The sequence below is a fragment of the Comamonas sp. BIGb0152 genome, assembly GCF_024809975.1.
Classification (GTDB): domain Bacteria; phylum Pseudomonadota; class Gammaproteobacteria; order Burkholderiales; family Burkholderiaceae_C; genus Comamonas.
This window is the reverse complement of the sequence record NZ_JANUDY010000001.1, coordinates 535,475-556,000: the sequence shown is the minus strand read 5'-3', so window position 1 is coordinate 556,000 and position 20,526 is coordinate 535,475. Positions and strand designations below refer to the sequence as shown.

The window sequence follows — 20,526 nt, the reverse complement described above, 5'->3', positions numbered from 1 at the left end:
CAACTGCATTGAATGCGAGACAATTCCCCGCATGAACTGGCTCGATCAAGTGAAATGGGACGCGCAGGGCCTGGTGCCCGTGATTGCGCAGGAGCAGCACACCAAAGATGTGCTGATGTTTGCCTGGATGAACCGCGAGGCGCTGGCCCATACGGCCGAGCTGGGCCGGGCGGTGTACTTCAGCCGCTCGCGTGGCAAGCTCTGGTTCAAGGGCGAAGAGTCCGGCCATGTGCAGACGGTGCATGAGATCCGCATCGACTGTGACAACGATGTGGTGCTGCTGAGCGTGACCCAGACCGGGCATGAACCGGGTATCGCCTGCCACACCGGTCGCCACAGCTGTTTTTACAGTGTGTTGCGTGATGGCCAGTGGCAAGCGGTCGACCCGGTCTTGAAAGACCCGGAATCGATCTACAAATAGTCCCTGTCCAAGGCAGCCTTCCTTTGCAGCCCCTGGCGGCTGCTTCGCTATATTTCCCTTATGACCGATACCCTTTCTTCCGCTGGCATGTCCTCTACCGATGCACTGATGCGTCTGGCCGAGGTGCTGGAGTCGCGCAAACCTGCCAATGGCGGCGATCCGCAGGCCAGCTATGTGGCCCGTTTGCTGCACAAGGGCCCGGATGCCTTTTTGAAGAAGGTGGGGGAAGAGGCGACTGAGGTGGTGATGGCTGCCAAGGATGTGGACCATGGCGCGCCGGCCTCCAAACTGGTGTACGAAGTGGCCGATCTGTGGTTTCATACGATGGTGGCTCTGGCCCACTACGGCTTGAGCCCCGCCGATGTGGTGAACGAGCTGGTGCGCCGCGAGGGCCTCAGCGGCCTGGAAGAAAAAGCGCTGCGCAAAGTGCAAGACCGTGAAGCTGAAGAAGGGAGTTCCGCATGAATGATGTGGTCGATGTGAAGACTGTCGATTCGGCAGCGATGGAAAGCCTCAAAACCTGGGGTTGGGTCAGCTATCTGCTGCACCTGATTGTGGCCGTGGCAGCGGTGGTGCCCACCGCGCAGGCCAGCATCGTGCTGCTGCTGATCGCGCTGGTGATTGACCTGGTCAAGCGCAGTGATGCGCAGGGTACCTGGCAGCAAAGCCATTTTTCCTGGCGCATCCGCAGCGTGGTCTGGGCCGGTGTGTTGTATGTCATCACCGCGCCACTGTGGTTCCTCTTCGTCGTTCCCGGCTGGATTGCCTGGACCCTGATTTCTATCTGGTTCCTCTACCGCATCGTGCGAGGCATGCTGGCGATGAACAAAGACCAGGCGATCAATGGCTAGCGCCAGTCCACTCCCGGATGTGCCTGAGCCGCCTGGTGCATCGGAAGCCGAAGCGCCCAAACGGGTGCTGCGTTCCAAAGGGGTGGATGACAACACGCCCCCGATCAGCCTGGCCTTGCAGGGTGGTGGCTCACATGGCGCCTTTACCTGGGGCGTGCTCGATGCCTTGCTGGCAGACCGCAGCCTGTGGATAGAAGGTGTGAGTGGCACCAGCGCCGGGGCGATGAATGCCGTGGTGATGGCCTATGGCTACGGCAAAGCCGCTGCCACCGAAACCGATCGGCGCAAAGCGCATGATGCGGGTTGCGAATCGGCCCGCGAGAGCTTGACGCAGTTCTGGGAAGGGGTGGGCACCATGGGTAGCCTGATGGCCGGCGTGCCCATGGCTGGCAAGGCCATCTGGGACATGATGAGCCAGTGGCTTTCGCCTTACCAGACCAACCCGCTGGATATCAACCCGCTGCGCCGCCTGCTCGAAAAGGTGGTGGATTTTGAATTTCTGCAGCATGAGCAGGGGCGCAACGCCCCCCGCGTGTTTGTCTGTGCCACCAACGTGCGCACTGGCAAGGGCGAAGTGTTTAGCGGCAAGCGCTTGACGGCTGATGCCGTGATGGCCTCGGCCTGCCTGCCGATGATGTACAAGGCTGTCGAGATCAAGGACCAGTACTACTGGGATGGCGGCTACTCCGGCAACCCCTTGCTCTACCCGCTGATCTACCAGACGGGTAACAGCGATGTCTTGCTGGTGCAGCTCAACCCCATTGAGTACAACGAGGTGCCGACCAATGTCCAGGAGATCATGGACCGCATCAACGAAATCACCTTCAACGCCAGCTTGCTGGCCGAGCTGCGCGCCATGGGCTTTGTGCGCCGCCTGCTCGATGATGGCAAGCTGGACCGGGAGCGTTACAAGTACATGCTGATGCACCATGTGGACGGCGGGTCCGTGCTCAAAAGCTATGGTGCGTCGAGCAAGAACCGCTCGGATGCGCCCTTTGTGCGCGAATTGGCTGAGCGCGGCCGAGTCTCCGGAGAGAACTGGCTGACCAAGCACCGGGCGGATGTCGGCGTGCGTTCCGGCTTCAAGGTGTAGGCAAGATCACTCTTGGCACGGTTGCTGCTTGCAGCCTACCTGCCACTGCGGGCCGCCTATTTGCGGCGGCACGGTTGTTTTGATAGATAAGACTTTATGCACGATCCAGACTGCCTTTTTTGCAAAATCATTGCCGGCCACATCCCTTCGAGCAAGGTCTATGAAGACGAGGACATGCTGGTCTTCAAAGACATCCACCCAGCCGCGCCCGTGCATTTGCTGATGGTGCCCAAGCTGCATATCCCCTCGATGGCCCAAGTGGGTGCGCAAGAGGCCCCCTTGCTGGGCCGCATGCTGGCCAAGGCGCCCGAGTTGGCCCAGGCCAATGGCTGCAACCCGTATCCGCAGGGCGGTTTCCGCCTGATGATCAACACCGGCGAAGAGGGTGGCCAAGAAGTGCACCATCTGCACATCCACCTGCTGGGCGGCCCCCGTCCCTGGAAAAAGGGCTGATTGCAGCCTTGGCCTGCGGGCGAAGACCTCGCCGCGTGACAGTATTACGAAACCGGTAGACGTCCAAGGCGTCTAAAATGCACATATTCGCTAGGAGAATTTCATGGGTTCCTTTTCTGTTTGGCATTGGCTGATTGTTTTGCTCATCGTGGTGCTGGTTTTCGGTACCAAGAAGCTCAAAAACATCGGCACCGATCTGGGTGGTGCCGTCAAGGGCTTCAAGGATGGCATCAAGGACGGTGGCGAGTCCGCCTCCCCAGCGGCATCCACGACGACCACGGCACAGCAAGTGGGTCAGTCGCCAGTGGCTGACAAGAACACCACCATCGACGTCGAAGCCAAGAACAAGGGCTGATGTGCGCATGACAGGGGCTGCAGACCAGCTGCAGCAACCGCTTGTGTGCATTCGATGGGGTTGGAATGTTTGATCTCGGTATTTCCAAGATGGCCTTGATCGGTGCGGTAGCACTGATCGTGATCGGCCCTGAAAAACTGCCGCGCGTTGCACGCACGGTAGGCACCTTGCTGGGCAAGGCGCAGCGCTATGTGAATGACGTCAAGTCCGAGGTCAACCGCTCGATGGAGCTCGATGAGCTGCGCAAGATGAAGGAGAACGTCGAGTCGGCGGCGCGTGATGTGGAAAACACCATCCGCACCAACTCCTCGGACTTCGAGAAGGATCTCAACGACCAGGCGAACGGCAGCACGTCTGGCTCGGGCAGCGACGACAGTTTTTACACGGCCGATCCCTATGCCGAAGGCTATGACGGCAGTTCGGTATCTGCGGTGACACCGGTCTACCAGCATCCTCGCAAGAATTGGCGCGTGAAAAAGGGTGCGACGCCGCAGTGGTACAAGCACCATGCCGGTGTACGCACCCATGTGCAGTCGGGCGCGGCGCGGGTGGCGCGTTTCCGGCCCAAAAAGCCATCGTCCGGCCTGTGATGGCGCTCGCAACGCAGCAGGCTCCAAGAGCAGGGCGTTGGCATGTTTTCTTCCTGGCATTCCCATCAGCCGCCACGGCGCAGCCTGCCAAGCAGTGCTGCGCTTTGGTGATGCATTGATTCGCAACAGATATCCCCATGTCCGAAACCCCTTCCAAAGACGACGAGCTGGCCGGCACCGAGCAGCCCTTTGTGCAGCACCTGATGGAGCTGCGCAATAGGCTGCTCTACAGCGTGGGTGGCGTTCTGGTGGCCCTGGCTTTGCTGGCTTTCTGGCCCGGCCCGGATGGGCTGATGGACTTCATCGCCCACCCGATCAAGATGCACATGCCGCCCGACGCCAAGCTGATTGCCGTGGGCGTTTTCTCGCCTTTTATCGTGCCGCTCAAGGTGCTGGGTATGGCAGCGATTTTGCTGGCGCTGCCCTGGATCATGTACCAGCTCTGGGCCTTTGTAGCACCGGGCCTGTACATGCATGAAAAGAAGTTTGCGCTGCCCTTGATTTTTTTCGGCAGCATGCTGGCTTATGCCGGCATTGCCTTTGTGCAGCTGTTTGTGCTCGATCGCATGTTTGGTTTTATCCAGCATTTCACGCCGTCAAGCGTGGCCGCAACGCCGGATATTGCCTCTTATGTCGAGGCCATTTTGTCGCTGTACCTGGCATTCGGCCTGGCTTTTCAGGTGCCGATTGTGGTGATCTTGCTGGTGCGCCTGGGTATCGTGGACATTGCCAAGCTCAAGTCCTTCCGGGGCTACTTTATCGTGCTGTCTTTTGTCATCGCTGCCGTGGTGACGCCGCCCGATGTGCTCTCGCAAATTTCTTTGGCCGTGCCCATGTGCATTCTGTATGAGGTCGGTATTCTGGGCGCCACCTGGTTCTCTCGCAACCAGCCCAAGAAGGAAGAAGAAGCAGATCCTGACGCAGCGGCCTAAACGCCGTTACCCAGATACACCAAAGCCCCGCGCTGACCTGAAGTCTGCCGGGGCTTTGGTGTTAGTGGGCCAGATACGCAGTGTGAGCGATGTGAGTGCGGAGACCAGAGGCATCAAGCTTGGCTATCCACTACGCTCGGGAGTCCAGGCGAGGACGCTGACAAAGCGCTTCGCCAGGCCTCAACGCCGGCCTTGGGGCATGGCGCGGTTGTTGACCGGCCGGGTACCAGGCGTGATGGGCAGGGTCAGGCTCTGGTCGCCACGGCGCAGTTGCACTTGGGCGGCGGTGCCGGGTACCAGGGCGGCCACGGCGGTCAGCAGGCTTTGCACATGGTGTACCTGCATGTCGCCAATCTGAGTGATCACATCACCGGGGCGGATGCCGGCATTGGCGGCAGGGCCGCTTTGCAGCACGCCGGTGATGATCACACCCGAGTCGGCCTTGACGCCAAAGGTTTCGGCCAGCTCCGGGGTCAGGTCGTTGGGCTCCACGCCGATCCAGCCTCGGGTGACCTTGCCGTCGCGCACGATGCTGTCGAGCACATTCTTGGCCAGGGCCACGGGGATGGCAAAGCCAATGCCCATGCTGCCGCCCGAGCGCGAATAGATCGCCGTGTTGATGCCCACCAGGTTGCCGTTCACGTCGACCAACGCGCCGCCGGAGTTGCCGGGGTTGATGGCCGCATCGGTCTGGATGAAGTTCTCGAAGGTGTTGATGCCCAGCTCACTGCGGCCCAGCGCGCTGATGATGCCGCTGGTGACGGTTTGGCCCACGCCAAAGGGGTTGCCAATGGCCAGCACCTGGTCGCCAACTTCGGCGGATTCCGAATTGCCCAGCACGATGACGGGCAGCTTGTCCAGGCTGATCTTGAGGATGGCCAAATCGGTTTCCGGGTCGGTACCGATAACGGTGCCCTTGGCTTTGCGGCCATCGGTCAGGGTAACTTCGATGTCATCAGCCGCTTCCACCACGTGGTTGTTGGTGAGCACATAGCCATCGGGGCTGACGATCACGCCGCTGCCCAGGCCCGCCTGGTTTTGCACACCCTGGTCGCCAAAGAAGAACTGGAACCAGGGGTCATTGGCACGGGGATGGCGCACCGAGGTGCTGGTATTGATGCTGACCACCGCAGGGGAGGCTTTTTTAGCGGCCGGGCTGAAACTGCTGGTGGCTACGCTGGCCCGGTTGGCTTCGCTTTGCGGCGCCTCGATCAAGGCGATGCCCGCATTGCTGCGCACGGCATTGTTGCGCTGCAGCCAGCCGGGCTGCAGGGTGACGACGATAAAGTACAGGGCCAGCAGGACGGTGACCGATTGTGCAAAAAATAGCCAGAGGCGTTTCATAAAACCTGGGGTAGGGTGTGGGGTGGCTGCGCCTGGCGGTGGCCAGGTGCGGCGCAGACAGCGCATTGCCATGGATTATGGCACTGGCGTTTGTGGCAGGGGCTGCAACGCGCAGTGTGCAAGCACTCAGGGGGTTCAGCGCTGCGGGCAAGCTTGCCATGGATGGGCCAGCCGACGGCAATCCTCAGTGTCATCTGCGATGTGTTCCATCGTCTTCCACGATGTCATGGAGGCGACATTGTTCTCCAAACGACGCCAATCGCGGCGGTTTTCTGCGAATTTCTGGAAAATAAGTTGCTTCCGGAACAATGCCGTCGCCCCCATGGCCGATGGCCGCCCCGCCATGCCCTAGTTGCGGGGGATACTTTTCGTGACATGGCCGAGGCTACCAGGGTATGTACCTAGAATGGGATTCAAACCTTTTGACTGCGCTTTTCAGCTCATCGCGGTTCCCTGCGAACGGGCCCATCCCCTCTCTCGCTTGCCCTGACTCCCGCCATCCCGGGTTTCGACGAACCCCTTGATATGCGCCCACAACGCGCTGCGCTTTGCGCTGTCCTGCTCTGAAATGTAGAGGACACATGACTTCGCTGACTGCTGAACAAGGTGCGGCCGCCGCACCTGCCAACCGCCCCCTGAACCGGGACGACTACAAGACCCTGGGCCTGTCGGCCCTGGGCGGCACCCTGGAGTTTTATGACTTCGTGGTGTTTGTCTTTTTCGCCAATGTGCTGGGCGCGCTGTTCTTCCCGCCCTCCATGCCGGACTGGATGCGCCAGCTGCAGACCCTGGGCATTTTTGCGGCCGGTTACCTGGCCCGCCCCATCGGCGGCATTTTGATTGCGCACTACGGCGACATTCTGGGCCGCAAGCGCATGTTCACCTTGTCGGTGTTCCTGATGGCGGTGCCCACCCTGGTCATTGGCCTGCTGCCCACCTATGAAACCATTGGCCTGGCCGCTCCGTTCCTGCTGCTGGCCATGCGCGTGCTGCAAGGCGCGGCCATTGGCGGCGAGATGCCTGGCGCCTGGGTGTTTGTGGCCGAGCATGCGCCGGCCAAGCGCTATGGCTTTGCCATTGGCTCGCTGACGTCGGGCATTACCGGCGGCATCTTCCTGGGCTCGATCATTGGCGTCTGGCTCAACAGCGTCTACAGCCCGGCTGAGATCCACGACTGGGCCTGGCGCATTCCGTTCATCCTGGGCGGTGTGTTTGGCTTGGTGTCGGTGTACCTGCGCAAGTTCTTGCATGAGACCCCCATCTTCCAGGAGATGCAAGCGCGCAAAAAGGTAGACCGTGAACTGCCGCTGAAAACAATTTTGCGCGACCACCGTGAAGCCAGCGTTGTCGTGGCGCTGATGACCTGGATCCTGTCCACCGCCGTGGTGGTGGTGATTCTGTTCACGCCGTCCTACCTGCAAAAGGTGTTCCATATTGCGCCTGCCGTGGCCCTCAAGGCCAATGCGGTGGCCACCGTGACCTTGACCATCGGCTGCGTGTTCTGGGGCTGGCTGTCGGACCAATGGGGCACGCGTGCCGCCATGGTGCTGGGCTGGGGCGGCATGGCCGTCACCGCCTACCTGTTCTACCTGAACCTGCCGGGCACGGAGATCTCGCTGATCTGGACCTATGCGCTGGTGGGCTTCTTCGTCGGCGCGATCTCGCTGCTGCCGGTGGTGGGCGTGCGTGCTTTCCCGCCGGAGGTGCGTTTCACGGGCCTGTCCTTCTCCTACAACATGGCCTATGCGGTGTTCGGTGGTTTGACCCCGATGCTGGTCTCCGTCTGGCAGCAGGCCGATGTGATGGCCCCGGCCCACTATGTGGCAGCGATGGGCGTGCTGGGCGTGGCCATGGGCTTTTGGCCGCTGGCCGTTAAGGGCTGGGTGGCCAAGCGCTAAGTTCGCCAGCGTCTGACGGACACTGCAACCCGCTGCATGCGCTCGCATCAGCGGGTTTTCTCATGGCTGGCCCGGTGCGGGTACGCAGGTCTGAGACAATTTCGCCATGACTACCACCCGCCACGACATGCTGCAGGCCTTTGATGCGCTGCTGCAGCCCGCCCGCTTCAAAGACTATGGCCCCAACGGCTTGCAGGTGGAGGGCAAGGCGGAGATTCGCAAGCTGGTCAGCGGTGTGACGGCCTCCCGGGCCTTGATCGAAGCGGCAATTGCCGCCCAGGCCGATGCCATCTTTGTCCACCACGGGCTGTTCTGGCGGGGCTATGACGGCCGCATCACCGGCTGGATGAAGCAGCGTATCGCGCTGCTGATCCAGCACGACATCAATCTGTTTGCCTACCACCTGCCGCTGGATGCCCATGCAGAACTGGGCAACAACGCCCAACTGGGTGCTCAGCTGGGTTGGCAGGCCGACGCACGCTTTGGGGAGCAGGATCTGGGCTTTATCGGCACGGTGGCTGAAGCCGCTCCGGCGCAGTTGGCGGCGCAGATACAACAGACCTTGGGCCGCTCCGTCACCTTGGTGACCGGCGAAACGCCACGGCCTATTCGCCGCATGGCCTGGTGTACTGGTGGGGCGCAGGGCTACTTCGAGGCTGCCATGGCCGCCGGCGCCGATGGCTTTTTGACCGGTGAGATCTCCGAGCCCCAGGCCCATCTGGCCCGTGAGACGGGCGTGAGCTTTTTTGCCGCCGGCCACCATGCCACCGAGCGCTATGGCGCGCCAGCGGCTGCGGCGCTGGTGGCCCAGCAGCTGGGTGTGGCGCACTGCTTTATCGACATCGACAACCCCGCCTGAAGTCTCCCAATCAAAGGATATGCCCGTGCACTCCGCTCCCTTGCTCGCCATCACCCAAGGCGACCCTGCCGGCATTGGCCCGGAAATCGTCGCCAAGGCCTTTCGCGATGCGCCTGATGTGATGCAGGGCTGCTTTGTCGTCGGCGAACTGCAGACCCTGCGGCGCGCCGCGCAGATCTTGCAGGGCCCGGGCCGCTGCGCGCTACCGGTTGCAGAAATCGCCCAACCACAGGATGCCTGGCAGGTGCCGCCGCGCTGCCTGCCTGTGCTGTCCCTGCCGGGATTGCCGGGGCCTTTGCCGTTTGGCCAGGTGCAGGCCGAAGCCGGGCGCGCCGCCGCAGAATGCGTGCGCTGGGCCGCCCGCCAGGCCTTGCAAGGCCATATTGCCGGGCTGGTGACGGCCCCACTCAACAAAGAGGCGCTGCATCTGGCGGGGCTGGCGTTTCCGGGCCATACCGAGTTGCTGCAGGCTGAGGCCGCCGCTCATGCCGGTGTGCCACTGGCCCAGATGCCGGTGCGCATGATGCTGGCCAATGAGGCGCTGCGCACGGTGCTGGTGAGCATCCATGTATCGCTGCGCGATGCCATTGCGGCGGTGACCAAGGAGCAGGTGCTGGAGACCATCTGCATCACCCACGAGGCCTTGCTGCGCGCCCTCGGGCGGCCACCCAGAATTGCGGTGGCGGGGCTCAACCCCCATGCGGGAGAAGCCGGCCTGATGGGGCGTGAAGAGCTGGAACACATTGCGCCCGCGGTGGCGGCTGCGCAGGCGCTGGGCATGCAGGTGATCGGGCCGGAGCCGCCCGATACCGTGTTCATGCGTGCCCGCCACAGTGCCGAGCACCCTGGCGCCTTTGATGTGGTGGTGGCCATGTACCACGACCAGGGCCTGATCCCCGTGAAGTACCTGGGCCTGGATGAGGGCGTGAATGTGACCCTGGGCCTGCCGCTGGTGCGTACCAGCCCCGACCATGGCACGGCCTTTGATATTGCCGGCCAGGGCCTGGCCGATGCCGCCAGTTTGATAGCGGCAGTGCAGATGGCGCGCCGGCTGGCAGCAGTGCCACAACGGGCATAAAAAAGCAGCCTCGGAAGGCTGCTGGGGTGTCAGTGCAAAAGAAGCAGAATTTCTGTTTCTTTGTTGCAAAAAATCAACGCTTTTGCTGCAGGCTGTCGCGGATTTCACGCAGCAGCACCACGTCTTCGGGCGTTGCAGCTGGGGCTGCGGGGGTTTCGCGCTTCAAGCGGTTGATCTGCTTGACCATCAGGAAAATGATGAATGCCAGGATGGCGAAGTTCACCGCAACGGTGATGAAATTGCCATAAGCGAACACCGGAATGCCGGCTTTTTTCAGCGCATCCAGCGTGCGCGGAATGCCGTCGGGAACGGTGCCTAGTACAACGAAGAGGTTGGAGAAGTCGAGCTTGCCAAACACCAGGCCGACGATAGGCATGATAAGGTCGTTGACGACGGAGTCGACGATCTTGCCAAAGGCCGCGCCGATGATCACGCCCACGGCCAAGTCCATCACATTGCCCTTGACCGCAAACTCGCGGAATTCCTTCATGAAGCTCATGCGTTGCTCCTGTCAAATAAAGATGACGCCTAGTATCGCTCAGCTTCAAGGGTTTCGGCGCATTGCATGACTGGCAAGTCCCTTCGTACAATCCGCCAAAAACCGAGATATAAGCGTTGACCAAGGAGCCCCATGAGTGATTCTTCCATCGACTCCAGTAAAAGGACGTGGCTGATAGCGTCGGGATGCGCAGGCGCCGTCGGAGGAGTGGCCACCGCAGTGCCTTTTGTGAGTTCGTTCCAGCCTTCAGAAAAAGCCAAGGCCGCAGGCGCTGCCGTTGAGGTGGATATCTCGGACCTCAAGCCTGGGGAAAAGATCACCGCTGAATGGCGCGGCAAGCCGATCTGGATCATGCGCCGCACGCCAGAACAGCTTGCCGAGCTGCCTCAGCTTGACGGCCAGCTCGCCGACCCCAAATCGGAGCGCACAGCCTATCCCACACCGGCCTACGCCAAGAACGAAACCCGCTCCATCAAGCCCGATGTGCTGGTCGTGATCGGCATCTGCACCCACCTGGGCTGCTCGCCTGTCGACAAGCTGCAGGCGGGTCCCCAGACCTCCCTACCCGACGACTGGAAAGGGGGCTTTCTCTGCCCCTGCCATGGCTCCACTTTTGACCTGGCCGGACGCGTCTTCAAGAACAAGCCCGCGCCCGACAACCTGGAAGTGCCAGCGCATCAGTATCTGACCGATACCCGGCTGCTGATTGGCGAAGATAAAAAAGCATAAGGAGGCGCCATGGCACATGAATTCAAGGACATATCGCCGAACGCGACATTGGGCGCCAAAGCCGGCAACTGGCTGGAGAACCGCTTTCCCACGGCATTCGATGCCTACCGGGTCCACATGTCGGAGTACTACGCACCGAAGAACTTCAACTTCTGGTACATCTTTGGCTCGCTGGCGCTGTTGGTGCTGGTGATCCAGATCGTCACCGGCATCTTCTTGGTGATGCACTACAAGCCCGATGCCGAAAAGGCCTTTGCCTCGGTCGAGTACATCATGCGCGATGTGCCCTGGGGCTGGCTGATCCGCACCATGCACTCCACCGGCGCCTCGGCCTTTTTTGTTGTGGTCTATCTGCACATGTTTCGCGGCCTGTTGTACGGCAGCTACCGCAAGCCGCGCGAGCTGGTCTGGGTGTTTGGCTGTGCCATCTTCCTGTGCCTGATGGCCGAGGCCTTCATGGGCTATCTGCTGCCCTGGGGCCAGATGTCGTACTGGGGCGCGCAGGTGATCGTTAACCTGTTCTCGGCCATTCCCTTTATCGGCCCGGACCTGGCGCTGCTGATCCGGGGCGACTATGTGGTGGGCGATGCCACCTTGAACCGCTTCTTCGCCTTCCATGTGATTGCCGTGCCACTGGTGCTGCTGGGTCTGGTGGCTGCGCACTTGCTGGCTTTGCATGATGTGGGTTCGAACAACCCCGATGGCATCGAGATCAAGGGCCCCAATGCGCCCAAGGATGCACAGGGCCGGCCGCTGGATGGCGTGCCTTTCCACCCTTACTACACCGTGCATGACCTGTTTGGGGTGGCGGTGTTTCTGTTCATCTTCTCGGCGATTGTGTTCTTTGCGCCAGAGATGGGTGGCTACTTCCTGGAGTACAACAACTTCATCCCGGCCGACCCGCTGAAGACGCCCAACCATATTGCGCCCGTGTGGTATTTCACGCCGTTCTACTCCATGCTGCGCGCCATCACCGGCGAGATGATGGTGGCCTTGTCGGTGATCCTGGTCGCTGCCGTGGCCTATGTGTGCATCAAGACCCGCATGGCGGCTGTGCTCAAGGGCCTGCTGGTGGTGGTGGCCTTGGTGGTGCTGGCACTGTTCGGCGCCTTCGCGTTCACCGGTGTTGCGGCGCTGGGCGGTATCGATGCCAAGTTCTGGGGCGTGGTAGTGATGGGTCTGGCCGTCATCATCCTGTTCTTCCTGCCCTGGCTGGACCACAGCCCGGTGCGCTCCATCCGCTACCGACCGCATTGGCACAAATATGTGTATGCGGTGTTTGTCGTGAACTTCGTGGTGCTGGCCTACCTGGGCGTGCAGCCGCCATCGCCGATGGGTGAAAAAGTCTCCCAGGTGGGCACCTTGTTCTACTTTGGCTTTTTTCTGCTGATGCCGTGGTGGAGCCGCAAAGGCACGCCCAAGCCGGTGCCTGAGCGCGTCACCTTCCATGCGCACTGAACCAGAAAGCACCCCACGATGAAAAAAACAATTCTCTCCGCATGGCTGGGCCTGAGCGTCCTGTTGGGCGCAGCCTCGGTGCAGGCCGCAGAGGGCGGTGTCGCCTGGGACAAGTTCAAACCTAACACCACGGATACCGTCTCGCTGCAAAACGGCGCCAAGCTGTTTGTCAACTACTGCCTCAGCTGCCACTCGGCCGCCTTCATGCGCTACAACCGCCTCCAAGACATCGGCCTGACCGAGCAGCAGATCAAGGACAACCTGCTGTTCGCCACCGACAAGGTGGGCGAGACCATGAAGGCCTCCATCGACCCCAAGCAGGCCAAGGAGTGGTTTGGTGCCAATCCCCCCGACCTGACCTTGGTGGCACGCTCGCGCGCCAGCCACCAGGGCACGGGCGCGGATTACCTCTACACCTTCTTGCGCACTTTCTACAAGGACGACACCAAGGCCACAGGCTGGAACAACCTGGCCTTTCCCTCGGTGGGCATGCCCCATGTGCTATGGGAGCTGCAAGGTGTGCGGGTGCCGGTCTACCAAGAGGTGCAGGAGCACGGGCACAAAACCCAGATTTTTACCGGGTGGAACCAAGTCACGCCGGGCAAGCTCAGTTCGACCGAATTCGATCAGAGTGTGGGTGATTTGGTGAACTATCTACAATGGATGGGTGATCCCAACCAGAACACCCGTATACGCGTCGGCGTTGGGGTGTTGATATTTTTGCTGGGACTCATCTTCATCACCTGGCGTCTGAATGCGGCGTTCTGGAAAGATGTGAAGTAAACGTATTTGCGTGCAGCCGGTTCTGGCCCTGTGAGCAGGGCTTGAATTTGGGTAGCCGATTTGTGTAGAGTGGGCGGCATTGACTGCAGTCCACTCTTTTTTGATTTTGAGGAGCCTCTCACCATGATGGTGCTTTATTCGGGAACTACCTGCCCTTTCTCCCACCGCTGCCGCTTTGTGCTGTTTGAAAAGGGTATGGATTTTGAAATCCGTGATGTGGACCTGTTCAACAAGCCCGAAGACATCAGTGTGATGAACCCCTATGGCCAGGTACCTATCCTGGTCGAACGTGATCTGATCCTGTATGAGTCGAACATCATCAACGAGTACATCGACGAGCGCTTCCCCCACCCGCAGCTGATGCCCGGCGACCCCGTCGAGCGCGCCCGTGTGCGTCTGTTCCTGCTGAACTTCGAAAAAGAGCTGTTCACCCATGTGCACACGCTCGAAGAGCGCGCCGTCAAGGGCAACGAAAAGGCACTGGAAAAGGCCCGCTCGCAGATCCGTGACCGCCTGACCCAGATGGCACCGGTGTTCCTGAAGAACAAGTTCATCCTGGGCGAGAACTTCTCGATGCTGGACGTGGCCATTGCCCCACTGCTGTGGCGCCTGGACTACTACGGTATCGAGCTGTCCAAGAATGCGGCGCCGCTGCTGAAGTATGCCGAGCGCATCTTCTCGCGTCCCGCCTACATCGAGGCACTGACGCCGTCCGAAAAGGTCATGCGCAAGTAAAAAGCCGAAGAGCCCGCTGCGTGCGGGCTGCGCCAGCGGGATGCATCCCCTGGCGCGGCTGAGAGCAGAAAGTGCCCAATGAGTGAAATCCAGACAACATCCACCCAGCCCTACCTGATCCGCGCCTGGGTGGAGTGGTGCAATGACAATGGTCTGACCCCGTACCTGAGTGTTCGCGTGGACAAAACCGTGATGGTTCCGCGCGAGTTTGTCAAAGACGGCGAAATTGTGCTCAACATCAGCTATGACGCCACCAGCGCGCTCAAGCTGGGCAATGACTACATCGAGTTCACGGCCCGTTTTGGCGGGGTTCCGCGCGACATCATGGTGCCGGTGAGCCGCGTGGTCGCCATTTTTGCGCGGGAAACCGGCCAAGGCATGGGCTTTCCGCCACCCGAGGACTTGCTGGACGACGATGCAGAGATCGCCATCTCGGCGCTGCAGGGCGCCAGTGAAGAGGGCGGCGATGCTGCCACGGCATCGGACGCGGCCACACCGGTCATGCAGGTGGTGACTTCCAGCGATGAAGCCTCGCCAGAGGCGAAGGCGCCAGCCCGGGCCGCGAAGGCGGGCAAGCCCTCTCTCAAGCTGGTCAAATAGCCAATCTCGGCATTTTTACGGGCAATCCCGTATAGAATGCCGGATGTTGCCGGTTTAGCTCAGTTGGTAGAGCAACCGCCTTGTAAGCGGTAGGTCATCAGTTCGATTCCGATAACCGGCACCAGAAGCATTTCAAAGCCGTTCTCAGCAAGCGCTGTGAACGGCTTTTTCGCGTCCGGGCTTGGCTGTGGCGCGGGCGGCGGCGGGTCAGCACAGTACTTTGAGGCGAATATCGGCTGTCGGGTAGCCTTTGACGCGCAGATGGGCGGCCATCGCGGGCAGCAGCTGCTTCATCTTGGCGGCGCAGGCGTTGTTGGCCACCAGCAGGCACCACTGGTCGCCGTCAATCGGGCCTGGCTTGATCGATGCGCGCAGCATCGGGGGAATGAGGAATTCCACCAGCTGGTAACGGGCAGTGGACTCCCGCGTCAAAGCCACCAGGCTGGCCAAGCTGGGCGCCTCGTTCGCGGCTTGTTCTACGGTGACGGCGAAATGCCGACGTTGGGGCTTGATCATGGTGGGGGAGGGGTGTCCATAGGCGGGTCAGGCGCGATAGCCATACATTGCAATGCACCTGCCACAACGCATTCTATTCAGGGTTGTAGAATGTTTTATTCGGCAGGCATGGTTTTCGGTATTGAAGCCGGGGTCATTGCCTCCATCTGACACAACACTAAACACTAGGAATTCCGGTCGCATGGCAGGGGTGGACGCAAGTGCTATCGCCTGCTGTGTGGTTCTGTTCGCATGGCAACCAATTTCTTCACCAAAATTTTTGGCAGTCGCAATGATCGCCTGCTCAAGCAATACCGCAAAGTCGTCACGCGCATCAACGCGATGGAGCCTGAGTACGAAAAGCTCAGCGACGAGCAATTGCGCGAGAAGACTCAGGAATTTAAAAACCGGGTCGCCGGTGGAGAGTCGCTGGACGACATCCTTCCCGAGGCATTTGCCGTGGTGCGTGAAGGCTCCAAGCGGGTGATGAAGATGCGCCACTTCGATGTGCAGATGCTGGGCGGCATGGCCCTGCATTACGGCAAGATTGCCGAAATGCGCACCGGTGAAGGCAAGACCCTGACAGGCACCTTGCCCGTGTATTTGAACGCCTTGAGCGGCGGCGGCGTGCACGTGGTGACCGTCAATGACTACCTGGCCACCCGCGACGCGACCTGGATGGGCCGCCTCTACAACTTCCTGGGTCTGAGCGTCGGTATCAACCTGTCGCAGCTGCCCAAGCATGAAAAGCAGGCCGCCTACCACTCCGACATCACCTACGGCACCAACAACGAGTACGGCTTTGACTACCTGCGCGACAACATGGTGCAGGATGCGAGCGAGCGCGTGCAGCGCAATCTCAATTTCGCGATTGTTGACGAGGTGGACTCGATCCTGATCGATGAGGCGCGTACGCCGCTGATCATCTCCGGCCAGGCCGAAGACCATACCGCCGCCTATTTGGCCATGCGCGAAGTGGTGCCCACGCTCACCCGCCAAGAAGGTGAAGCCGATCCGCGCACCGGTGAGGGCGTGACCAAGCCCGGTGATTTCACGGTCGATGAAAAGGGCCACCAAATCCACCTGACCGAGCAAGGCTACGAAGCGGCCGAGCGCATTCTGGCCGAAAAGGGCATGCTGGCCGAAGGCGCATCGCTCTACGATCCGGCCAATATCACCCTGGTGCACCAGCTGTATGCGGCGCTGCGCGCCCAGCACCTGTACCACCGCGACCAGCACTATGTGGTGCAGGGCGGCGAGGTCGTGATTGTCGATGAGTTCACCGGCCGCCTGATGTCGGGCCGCCGCTGGAGCGAAGGCCTGCACCAGGCGGTGGAAGCCAAGGAAGGCGTGGAAATCCAGGCTGAGAACCAGACCCTGGCATCGATCACCTTCCAGAACTACTTCCGCCTGTACAACAAGCTGGGCGGCATGACGGGTACGGCCGATACCGAGGCCTATGAGTTCCAGGAAATCTATGGTCTGGAGACCGTGGTGATCCCCCCCAACCGCCCTAGCAAGCGCGACGACCAGCTCGACCGCGTCTACAAGACCACGCCCGAGAAATACACCGCCGCGATCAATGACATCCGCGAGTGCTACGAGCGCGGCCAGCCGGTGCTGGTGGGCACCACCTCGATCGAGAACTCGGAAATCATCGACGAGATGCTGAAAAAAGAGAACCTGCCTCACCAGGTGCTCAATGCCAAGCAGCACGAGCGCGAGGCAGACATCATTGCCCAGGCCGGACGCCCGGGCGTGATCACCATTGCGACCAATATGGCTGGCCGGGGTACCGACATCGTGCTGGGTGGCAATATCGAAAAGCAGATTGCGGCCATCGAGAACGATGAGTCGCTGTCCGAGACCGAGCGCCGCAACAAGGTCGATGCCCTGCGCGCCGACTGGAAGGTCGAGCACGACAAGGTCACCGAGCTGGGCGGCCTGCGCATCATTGCTACCGAGCGCCATGAATCGCGCCGTATTGACAACCAGCTGCGTGGCCGTGCCGGTCGCCAGGGTGACCGCGGTTCTTCGCGCTTCTACCTGTCGCTGGACGACCAGCTGATGCGCATTTTCGCGGGCGACCGTGTCAAGGCCATCATGGAGCGCCTGAAGATGCCCGATGGCGAAGCCATTGAGGCGGGCATTGTGACCCGCTCCATCGAAAGCGCCCAGCGCAAGGTGGAAGCACGCAACTTCGACATGCGCAAGCAATTGCTGGAATACGACGATGTGGCCAATGACCAGCGCAAGGTCATCTACCAGCAGCGCAATGAGATTCTGGATGCGGCTGACCTGTCGCCGATGATTGATGGCATGCGCGACAGCGCACTGGCCGATATCGTGCGCCAGTATGTTCCCGTGCAATCGATGGAAGAGCAGTGGGACCTGGCAGGTCTGGAGAAGGTGCTGCGCGACGAATGGCAGATCGAGTTGCCGCTGGTGCAACTGCTCGAAAGCTCCGAATCGATCACCGACGAGGAAATCGAAGAGAAGGTGGTGGCCGAGGGCGCACGCCTGTTCAACGACAAGCTGGAGCAGGCGGGCAAGGAGAACTTCATGCAGTTCATGCGTGCGGTGCTGCTGCAGACCCTGGATTCGAGCTGGCGCGACCATTTGGCCGCTCTGGACTATCTGCGCCAAGGCATCCACCTGCGCGGCTATGCGCAAAAGCAGCCCAAGCAGGAATACAAGCGCGAAGCCTTCGAACTGTTCAGCCAGCTGATCGACCAGGTCAAGACCCAGGTCACCCGTGTGATGATGTCCGTGCAGATCCGCTCGCCCGAGCAGCTCGATGAAGCCACCGAGCAGCTGGAGCAAAGCAATGACCGCACGGCCCATGTGACCTACAGCGGCCCGGACGAGTCCGGAGACGCTGAGGCCAGCGAGCCCCTGGCCCTGCCAGAAGGCGCGCGCGTGGCCCGCAACGACCCATGCCCATGCGGCAGCGGCAAGAAATACAAGCTTTGCCACGGTAAACTCGCTTAAATTACCGGATCGCTTCACCACAACGGGCTTTGACTGGTTCATCGCCCGTTTTTTTCATGGTTTCAAGGAAAAGACTGATATGCCCGTCAATTTGAAAGCCCCCGTAGCGCAGGACCTGGCTGCTGTCGCCGGTATTCGCATTGGTGTGACGGAGGCCGGCGTGCGCAAGGCCAACCGCAAGGATGTGACCGTGTTCTTGTTGGACGAAGGCAGCCATGTGGCCGGCGTGTTCACCCAGAACCGCTTTTGCGCCGCGCCCGTGCAGATCTGCCGTGAGCACCTGGCCAGCCACGGCCAGGCCATCCGTGCCATCGTCATCAACACCGGCAATGCCAATGCCGGCACGGGCGCCGACGGCCTGGCCCGCGCGCATGCCACCTGCGATGCGCTCGCTGGCCTGCTCAAGATCGATGCCCAGCAAGTGCTGCCGTTCTCGACTGGCGTGATCATGGAGCCGCTGCCGGTGGACCGCATCACCGCCGGCCTGCCTGCCGCCATTGCAGATGCGCAGCCGGGCCACTGGGCCAAGGCGGCTGAGGGCATCATGACCACCGATACCCTGCCCAAGGCGTTTTCTGCGTCGGCCACGGTCGGCGGCAAGACGGTGCAGGTCACCGGCATCAGCAAGGGTGCGGGCATGATCCGCCCCAATATGGCCACCATGCTGAGCTTTCTGGCCACCGATGCCGCCATCAGCCCTGCGCTGATGCCAGCCTTGGCCAAGACCTTGGCCGACCAGTCTTTTAACCGCATCACCATCGATGGCGACACGTCGACCAATGATTCCTTTGTCGTGGTTGCTACGAACCAAGCGGGCAATGCGCCTGTCAGCGACTGGAATACGGCCGATGGCCAGGCCTTGATGGCCGCCATGCGCGAAGTGGCGCAAAAGCTGGCGCAGGCGATTGTGCGCGATGGCGAGGGCGCCACCAAGTTCATCCAGATCGAGGTGGAGCAAGGCCGCAATGAAGAGGAATGCCGCCTGGTGGCCTATGCGATTGCGCATTCGCCGCTGGTCAAAACGGCCTTCTTTGCCAGCGATCCCAACCTGGGTCGCATTCTGGCCGCCGTCGGCTATGCCGGTATCGACGACCTGGACCAGACCCAGATCGAGCTCTACCTGGACGATGTGCATGTGGCCACCCAGGGCGGCCGCAACCCGGCTTACCAAGAGGCCGATGGCCAGCGCGTGATGAAGCAGCAAGAGATTGTGGTGCGTGTGCAGCTGGGCCGTGGCAGCGCATCCACCCAGCTGTGGACCTGCGACCTGAGCCACGACTATGTGAGCATCAACGCGGACTACCGCTCCTGATACCGCGTAGCCAGCGCGCCGGCCCGCCCCTGATCAAGGGCGTGCGCCGGCCCCGCTGGCGTCGTCCACCTTGTGCGTCTGGATACCATGACCGAGTCCTCCACCTCCCCTTTCTCTCCGCTTGAGCGCTTGGTGCAGCGCGCCGAGCAGCTGATGCAGCGCATCGAATCCGTCTTGCCCCAGGCGCTGCAGGCGCCGGCCGACTGGAGCGAGGCCATTGCCTGGCGCTACCGCAAACGCGCCAATGGCTGCGGCGTGCTGGAGCCGGTGCGCCATGTGGGGGCCATGTCCTTGTCGGATCTGCAAAACATCGACGGCCAGAAGGAAAAGATTGCCCGCAATACCGAGCAGTTTGTGCACGGCAGCACGGCCAACAATGTGCTGCTGACCGGTGCCCGCGGTACCGGCAAGTCATCCTTGATCCGTGCCTGCCTGCACGCCTATGCGCCCCAGGGTCTGCGCCTGATCGAGGTCGACAAGGCCGATCTCACCGACCTGCCCGACATCGTCGATGTGGTCGCTGGCCGGCCTGAGAAATTCATCATCTACTGCGATGACCTGAGTTTTGAAGAGGGCGAGCCGGGTTACAAGGCGATGAAGTCGATTCTGGATGGCTCCGTCTCCGCCGCCACCCCGAATGTGCTGGTCTATGCCACCAGCAACCGCCGCCACCTGTTGCCCGAGTACATGACCGACAACCTGGCCCAGCAAAAAGGCGAGAACGGCGAGATCCATCCGGGCGAAGTGGTGGAGGAGAAGATTTCGCTGTCCGAGCGCTTTGGCCTGTGGGTGAGCTTTTACCCGTTCAGCCAGGACGAGTACCTGCGTGTGGTGGGCCAATGGCTCTCAGCGCTGGGTGTAGCCGAGTCTGACATCGAGGCCGCCAGGCCCGAAGCCCTGGTCTGGGCGCTGGAGCGCGGCTCGCGCAGCGGCCGGGTGGCCCACCAGTTCGCCCGTGACTGGGCTGGTCGCAGCCAGCGCGAGGTGCAGGGCCGCCAGCAGATTGCCGATGTGGCCGATCTGGGTGAAGAGGCCCAGGATTGAAGAAAA

General features: G+C 61.2%; 22 protein-coding genes and 1 tRNA gene. 20 read left to right on the top strand and 3 right to left on the bottom strand.

Annotated features, from left to right (window positions below; translation table 11 throughout):
* Positions 1-22 precede the first annotated feature (22 nt).
* The 8 genes from hisI (at position 23) to tatC (ending at position 4,695) form a co-directional block, all read left to right on the top strand.
* Complete coding sequence (gene hisI / locus M2375_RS02535) at positions 23-421, top strand: phosphoribosyl-AMP cyclohydrolase (protein WP_182328367.1); 399 nt, start codon at positions 23-25, stop codon at positions 419-421.
* A gap of 87 nt (positions 422-508) precedes the next feature.
* Positions 509-886, top strand: coding sequence for a phosphoribosyl-ATP diphosphatase (locus M2375_RS02530; RefSeq protein WP_404979270.1), 378 nt, complete (start codon positions 509-511; stop codon positions 884-886).
* Positions 883-1,272 (top strand): hypothetical protein, encoded by a 390-nt coding sequence (locus tag M2375_RS02525; protein ID WP_259163720.1) that lies wholly within the window; start codon positions 883-885, stop codon positions 1,270-1,272. The genes M2375_RS02530 and M2375_RS02525 overlap by 4 nt, the downstream gene beginning before the upstream one ends.
* Before the next feature lie 19 nt (positions 1,273-1,291).
* Positions 1,292-2,365, top strand: a complete 1,074-nt coding sequence (locus M2375_RS02520; RefSeq protein ID WP_404979265.1) for a patatin-like phospholipase family protein — start codon at positions 1,292-1,294, stop codon at positions 2,363-2,365.
* A 96-nt stretch (positions 2,366-2,461) separates the two neighbouring features.
* Entirely contained in the window at positions 2,462-2,818 is a 357-nt protein-coding gene (locus M2375_RS02515) for a histidine triad nucleotide-binding protein (RefSeq protein ID WP_259163719.1), read from the top strand.
* Between the two features lie 103 nt (positions 2,819-2,921).
* Complete coding sequence (tatA, locus tag M2375_RS02510) at positions 2,922-3,173, top strand: Sec-independent protein translocase subunit TatA (RefSeq protein ID WP_133856862.1); 252 nt, start codon at positions 2,922-2,924, stop codon at positions 3,171-3,173.
* A 65-nt stretch (positions 3,174-3,238) separates the two neighbouring features.
* Positions 3,239-3,763 (top strand): Sec-independent protein translocase protein TatB, encoded by a 525-nt coding sequence (gene tatB, locus M2375_RS02505; protein WP_259163718.1) that lies wholly within the window; start codon positions 3,239-3,241, stop codon positions 3,761-3,763.
* 137 nt (positions 3,764-3,900) lie between these two features.
* Complete coding sequence (tatC, locus tag M2375_RS02500) at positions 3,901-4,695, top strand: twin-arginine translocase subunit TatC (RefSeq protein ID WP_259163716.1); 795 nt, start codon at positions 3,901-3,903, stop codon at positions 4,693-4,695.
* A 180-nt stretch (positions 4,696-4,875) separates the two neighbouring features.
* Here the strand turns inward: tatC and M2375_RS02495 are convergent, their stop codons facing one another.
* A complete protein-coding gene (locus M2375_RS02495; RefSeq protein ID WP_259163715.1) occupies positions 4,876-6,039 on the bottom strand; it encodes a trypsin-like peptidase domain-containing protein in 1,164 nt (387 codons plus the stop codon).
* Positions 6,040-6,620: 581 nt separating this feature from the next.
* Here M2375_RS02495 and M2375_RS02490 point away from each other — a divergent pair.
* From M2375_RS02490 to pdxA, 3 genes are all read left to right on the top strand, one after another.
* Positions 6,621-7,937 carry an MFS transporter gene (locus M2375_RS02490; protein WP_259163714.1) on the top strand — a complete coding sequence of 439 codons (1,317 nt, stop codon included), beginning with the start codon at positions 6,621-6,623 and terminating at the stop codon, positions 7,935-7,937.
* A gap of 106 nt (positions 7,938-8,043) precedes the next feature.
* The gene (locus M2375_RS02485; protein ID WP_259163713.1) at positions 8,044-8,796 is read left to right on the top strand and encodes a Nif3-like dinuclear metal center hexameric protein; all 753 of its coding nucleotides are present in this window, start codon (positions 8,044-8,046) and stop codon (positions 8,794-8,796) included.
* A gap of 19 nt (positions 8,797-8,815) precedes the next feature.
* Positions 8,816-9,874 carry a 4-hydroxythreonine-4-phosphate dehydrogenase PdxA gene (pdxA, locus tag M2375_RS02480; protein WP_404979264.1) on the top strand — a complete coding sequence of 353 codons (1,059 nt, stop codon included), beginning with the start codon at positions 8,816-8,818 and terminating at the stop codon, positions 9,872-9,874.
* A 73-nt stretch (positions 9,875-9,947) separates the two neighbouring features.
* Here pdxA and mscL read toward each other — a convergent pair whose 3' ends face one another.
* Positions 9,948-10,373, bottom strand: coding sequence for a large conductance mechanosensitive channel protein MscL (mscL, locus tag M2375_RS02475; protein WP_259163711.1), 426 nt, complete (start codon positions 10,371-10,373; stop codon positions 9,948-9,950).
* A gap of 132 nt (positions 10,374-10,505) precedes the next feature.
* On the opposite strand from mscL, the gene petA reads away from it, so the two are divergent.
* The 6 genes from petA (at position 10,506) to M2375_RS02445 (ending at position 14,802) form a co-directional block, all read left to right on the top strand.
* The gene (petA, locus tag M2375_RS02470) at positions 10,506-11,102 is read left to right on the top strand and encodes a ubiquinol-cytochrome c reductase iron-sulfur subunit (protein WP_259163710.1); all 597 of its coding nucleotides are present in this window, start codon (positions 10,506-10,508) and stop codon (positions 11,100-11,102) included.
* Between the two features lie 9 nt (positions 11,103-11,111).
* The gene (locus M2375_RS02465) at positions 11,112-12,560 is read left to right on the top strand and encodes a cytochrome bc complex cytochrome b subunit (RefSeq protein WP_259163709.1); all 1,449 of its coding nucleotides are present in this window, start codon (positions 11,112-11,114) and stop codon (positions 12,558-12,560) included.
* Between the two features lie 18 nt (positions 12,561-12,578).
* Positions 12,579-13,343 (top strand): cytochrome c1, encoded by a 765-nt coding sequence (locus tag M2375_RS02460; RefSeq protein WP_259163708.1) that lies wholly within the window; start codon positions 12,579-12,581, stop codon positions 13,341-13,343.
* Between the two features lie 123 nt (positions 13,344-13,466).
* Positions 13,467-14,078 (top strand): glutathione S-transferase N-terminal domain-containing protein, encoded by a 612-nt coding sequence (locus M2375_RS02455; RefSeq protein WP_182325426.1) that lies wholly within the window; start codon positions 13,467-13,469, stop codon positions 14,076-14,078.
* A 78-nt stretch (positions 14,079-14,156) separates the two neighbouring features.
* Positions 14,157-14,678: a ClpXP protease specificity-enhancing factor gene (locus tag M2375_RS02450; protein ID WP_259163706.1), complete on the top strand. Its 522-nt coding sequence runs from the start codon at positions 14,157-14,159 to the stop codon at positions 14,676-14,678.
* Between the two features lie 48 nt (positions 14,679-14,726).
* A tRNA-Thr gene (locus M2375_RS02445) sits at positions 14,727-14,802 on the top strand.
* An 83-nt stretch (positions 14,803-14,885) separates the two neighbouring features.
* On the opposite strand, the gene M2375_RS02440 is transcribed toward M2375_RS02445, so the two are convergent.
* Entirely contained in the window at positions 14,886-15,194 is a 309-nt protein-coding gene (locus M2375_RS02440; protein WP_259163705.1) for a hypothetical protein, read from the bottom strand.
* Positions 15,195-15,425: 231 nt separating this feature from the next.
* Between M2375_RS02440 and secA the strand changes: the two genes are divergently transcribed.
* The 3 genes from secA to M2375_RS02425 all read left to right on the top strand — a co-directional run bounded on the left by secA (position 15,426) and on the right by M2375_RS02425 (position 20,520).
* The gene (gene secA, locus M2375_RS02435; RefSeq protein WP_310473155.1) at positions 15,426-18,164 is read left to right on the top strand and encodes a preprotein translocase subunit SecA; all 2,739 of its coding nucleotides are present in this window, start codon (positions 15,426-15,428) and stop codon (positions 18,162-18,164) included.
* A 79-nt stretch (positions 18,165-18,243) separates the two neighbouring features.
* Positions 18,244-19,476, top strand: a complete 1,233-nt coding sequence (gene argJ / locus M2375_RS02430; protein WP_259163704.1) for a bifunctional glutamate N-acetyltransferase/amino-acid acetyltransferase ArgJ — start codon at positions 18,244-18,246, stop codon at positions 19,474-19,476.
* An 87-nt stretch (positions 19,477-19,563) separates the two neighbouring features.
* Entirely contained in the window at positions 19,564-20,520 is a 957-nt protein-coding gene (locus M2375_RS02425) for an ATP-binding protein (RefSeq protein WP_259163703.1), read from the top strand.
* Positions 20,521-20,526: the final 6 nt, after the last annotated feature.

Excerpts from the sequence above, each read along its gene's own strand:
- tatB (WP_259163718.1), top strand. The coding sequence starts at position 3,239 with ATGTTTGATCTCGGTATTTCCAAGATGGCCTTGATCGGTGCGGTAGCA.
- M2375_RS02515 (WP_259163719.1), top strand. The coding sequence starts at position 2,462 with ATGCACGATCCAGACTGCCTTTTTTGCAAAATCATTGCCGGCCACATC.
- secA (WP_310473155.1), top strand. The coding sequence starts at position 15,426 with ATGGCAACCAATTTCTTCACCAAAATTTTTGGCAGTCGCAATGATCGC.
- M2375_RS02490 (WP_259163714.1), top strand. The coding sequence starts at position 6,621 with ATGACTTCGCTGACTGCTGAACAAGGTGCGGCCGCCGCACCTGCCAAC.
- argJ (WP_259163704.1), top strand. The coding sequence starts at position 18,244 with ATGCCCGTCAATTTGAAAGCCCCCGTAGCGCAGGACCTGGCTGCTGTC.
- M2375_RS02525 (WP_259163720.1), top strand. The coding sequence starts at position 883 with ATGAATGATGTGGTCGATGTGAAGACTGTCGATTCGGCAGCGATGGAA.
- M2375_RS02440 (WP_259163705.1), bottom strand. The coding sequence starts at position 15,194 with ATGATCAAGCCCCAACGTCGGCATTTCGCCGTCACCGTAGAACAAGCC.
- M2375_RS02530 (WP_404979270.1), top strand. The coding sequence starts at position 509 with ATGTCCTCTACCGATGCACTGATGCGTCTGGCCGAGGTGCTGGAGTCG.
- tatC (WP_259163716.1), top strand. The coding sequence starts at position 3,901 with ATGTCCGAAACCCCTTCCAAAGACGACGAGCTGGCCGGCACCGAGCAG.
- M2375_RS02425 (WP_259163703.1), top strand. The coding sequence starts at position 19,564 with ATGACCGAGTCCTCCACCTCCCCTTTCTCTCCGCTTGAGCGCTTGGTG.
- M2375_RS02455 (WP_182325426.1), top strand. The coding sequence starts at position 13,467 with ATGATGGTGCTTTATTCGGGAACTACCTGCCCTTTCTCCCACCGCTGC.
- M2375_RS02450 (WP_259163706.1), top strand. The coding sequence starts at position 14,157 with ATGAGTGAAATCCAGACAACATCCACCCAGCCCTACCTGATCCGCGCC.
- mscL (WP_259163711.1), bottom strand. The coding sequence starts at position 10,373 with ATGAGCTTCATGAAGGAATTCCGCGAGTTTGCGGTCAAGGGCAATGTG.
- petA (WP_259163710.1), top strand. The coding sequence starts at position 10,506 with ATGAGTGATTCTTCCATCGACTCCAGTAAAAGGACGTGGCTGATAGCG.
- M2375_RS02460 (WP_259163708.1), top strand. The coding sequence starts at position 12,579 with ATGAAAAAAACAATTCTCTCCGCATGGCTGGGCCTGAGCGTCCTGTTG.
- M2375_RS02495 (WP_259163715.1), bottom strand. The coding sequence starts at position 6,039 with ATGAAACGCCTCTGGCTATTTTTTGCACAATCGGTCACCGTCCTGCTG.
- tatA (WP_133856862.1), top strand. The coding sequence starts at position 2,922 with ATGGGTTCCTTTTCTGTTTGGCATTGGCTGATTGTTTTGCTCATCGTG.
- pdxA (WP_404979264.1), top strand. The coding sequence starts at position 8,816 with ATGCCCGTGCACTCCGCTCCCTTGCTCGCCATCACCCAAGGCGACCCT.
- M2375_RS02485 (WP_259163713.1), top strand. The coding sequence starts at position 8,044 with ATGACTACCACCCGCCACGACATGCTGCAGGCCTTTGATGCGCTGCTG.
- M2375_RS02465 (WP_259163709.1), top strand. The coding sequence starts at position 11,112 with ATGGCACATGAATTCAAGGACATATCGCCGAACGCGACATTGGGCGCC.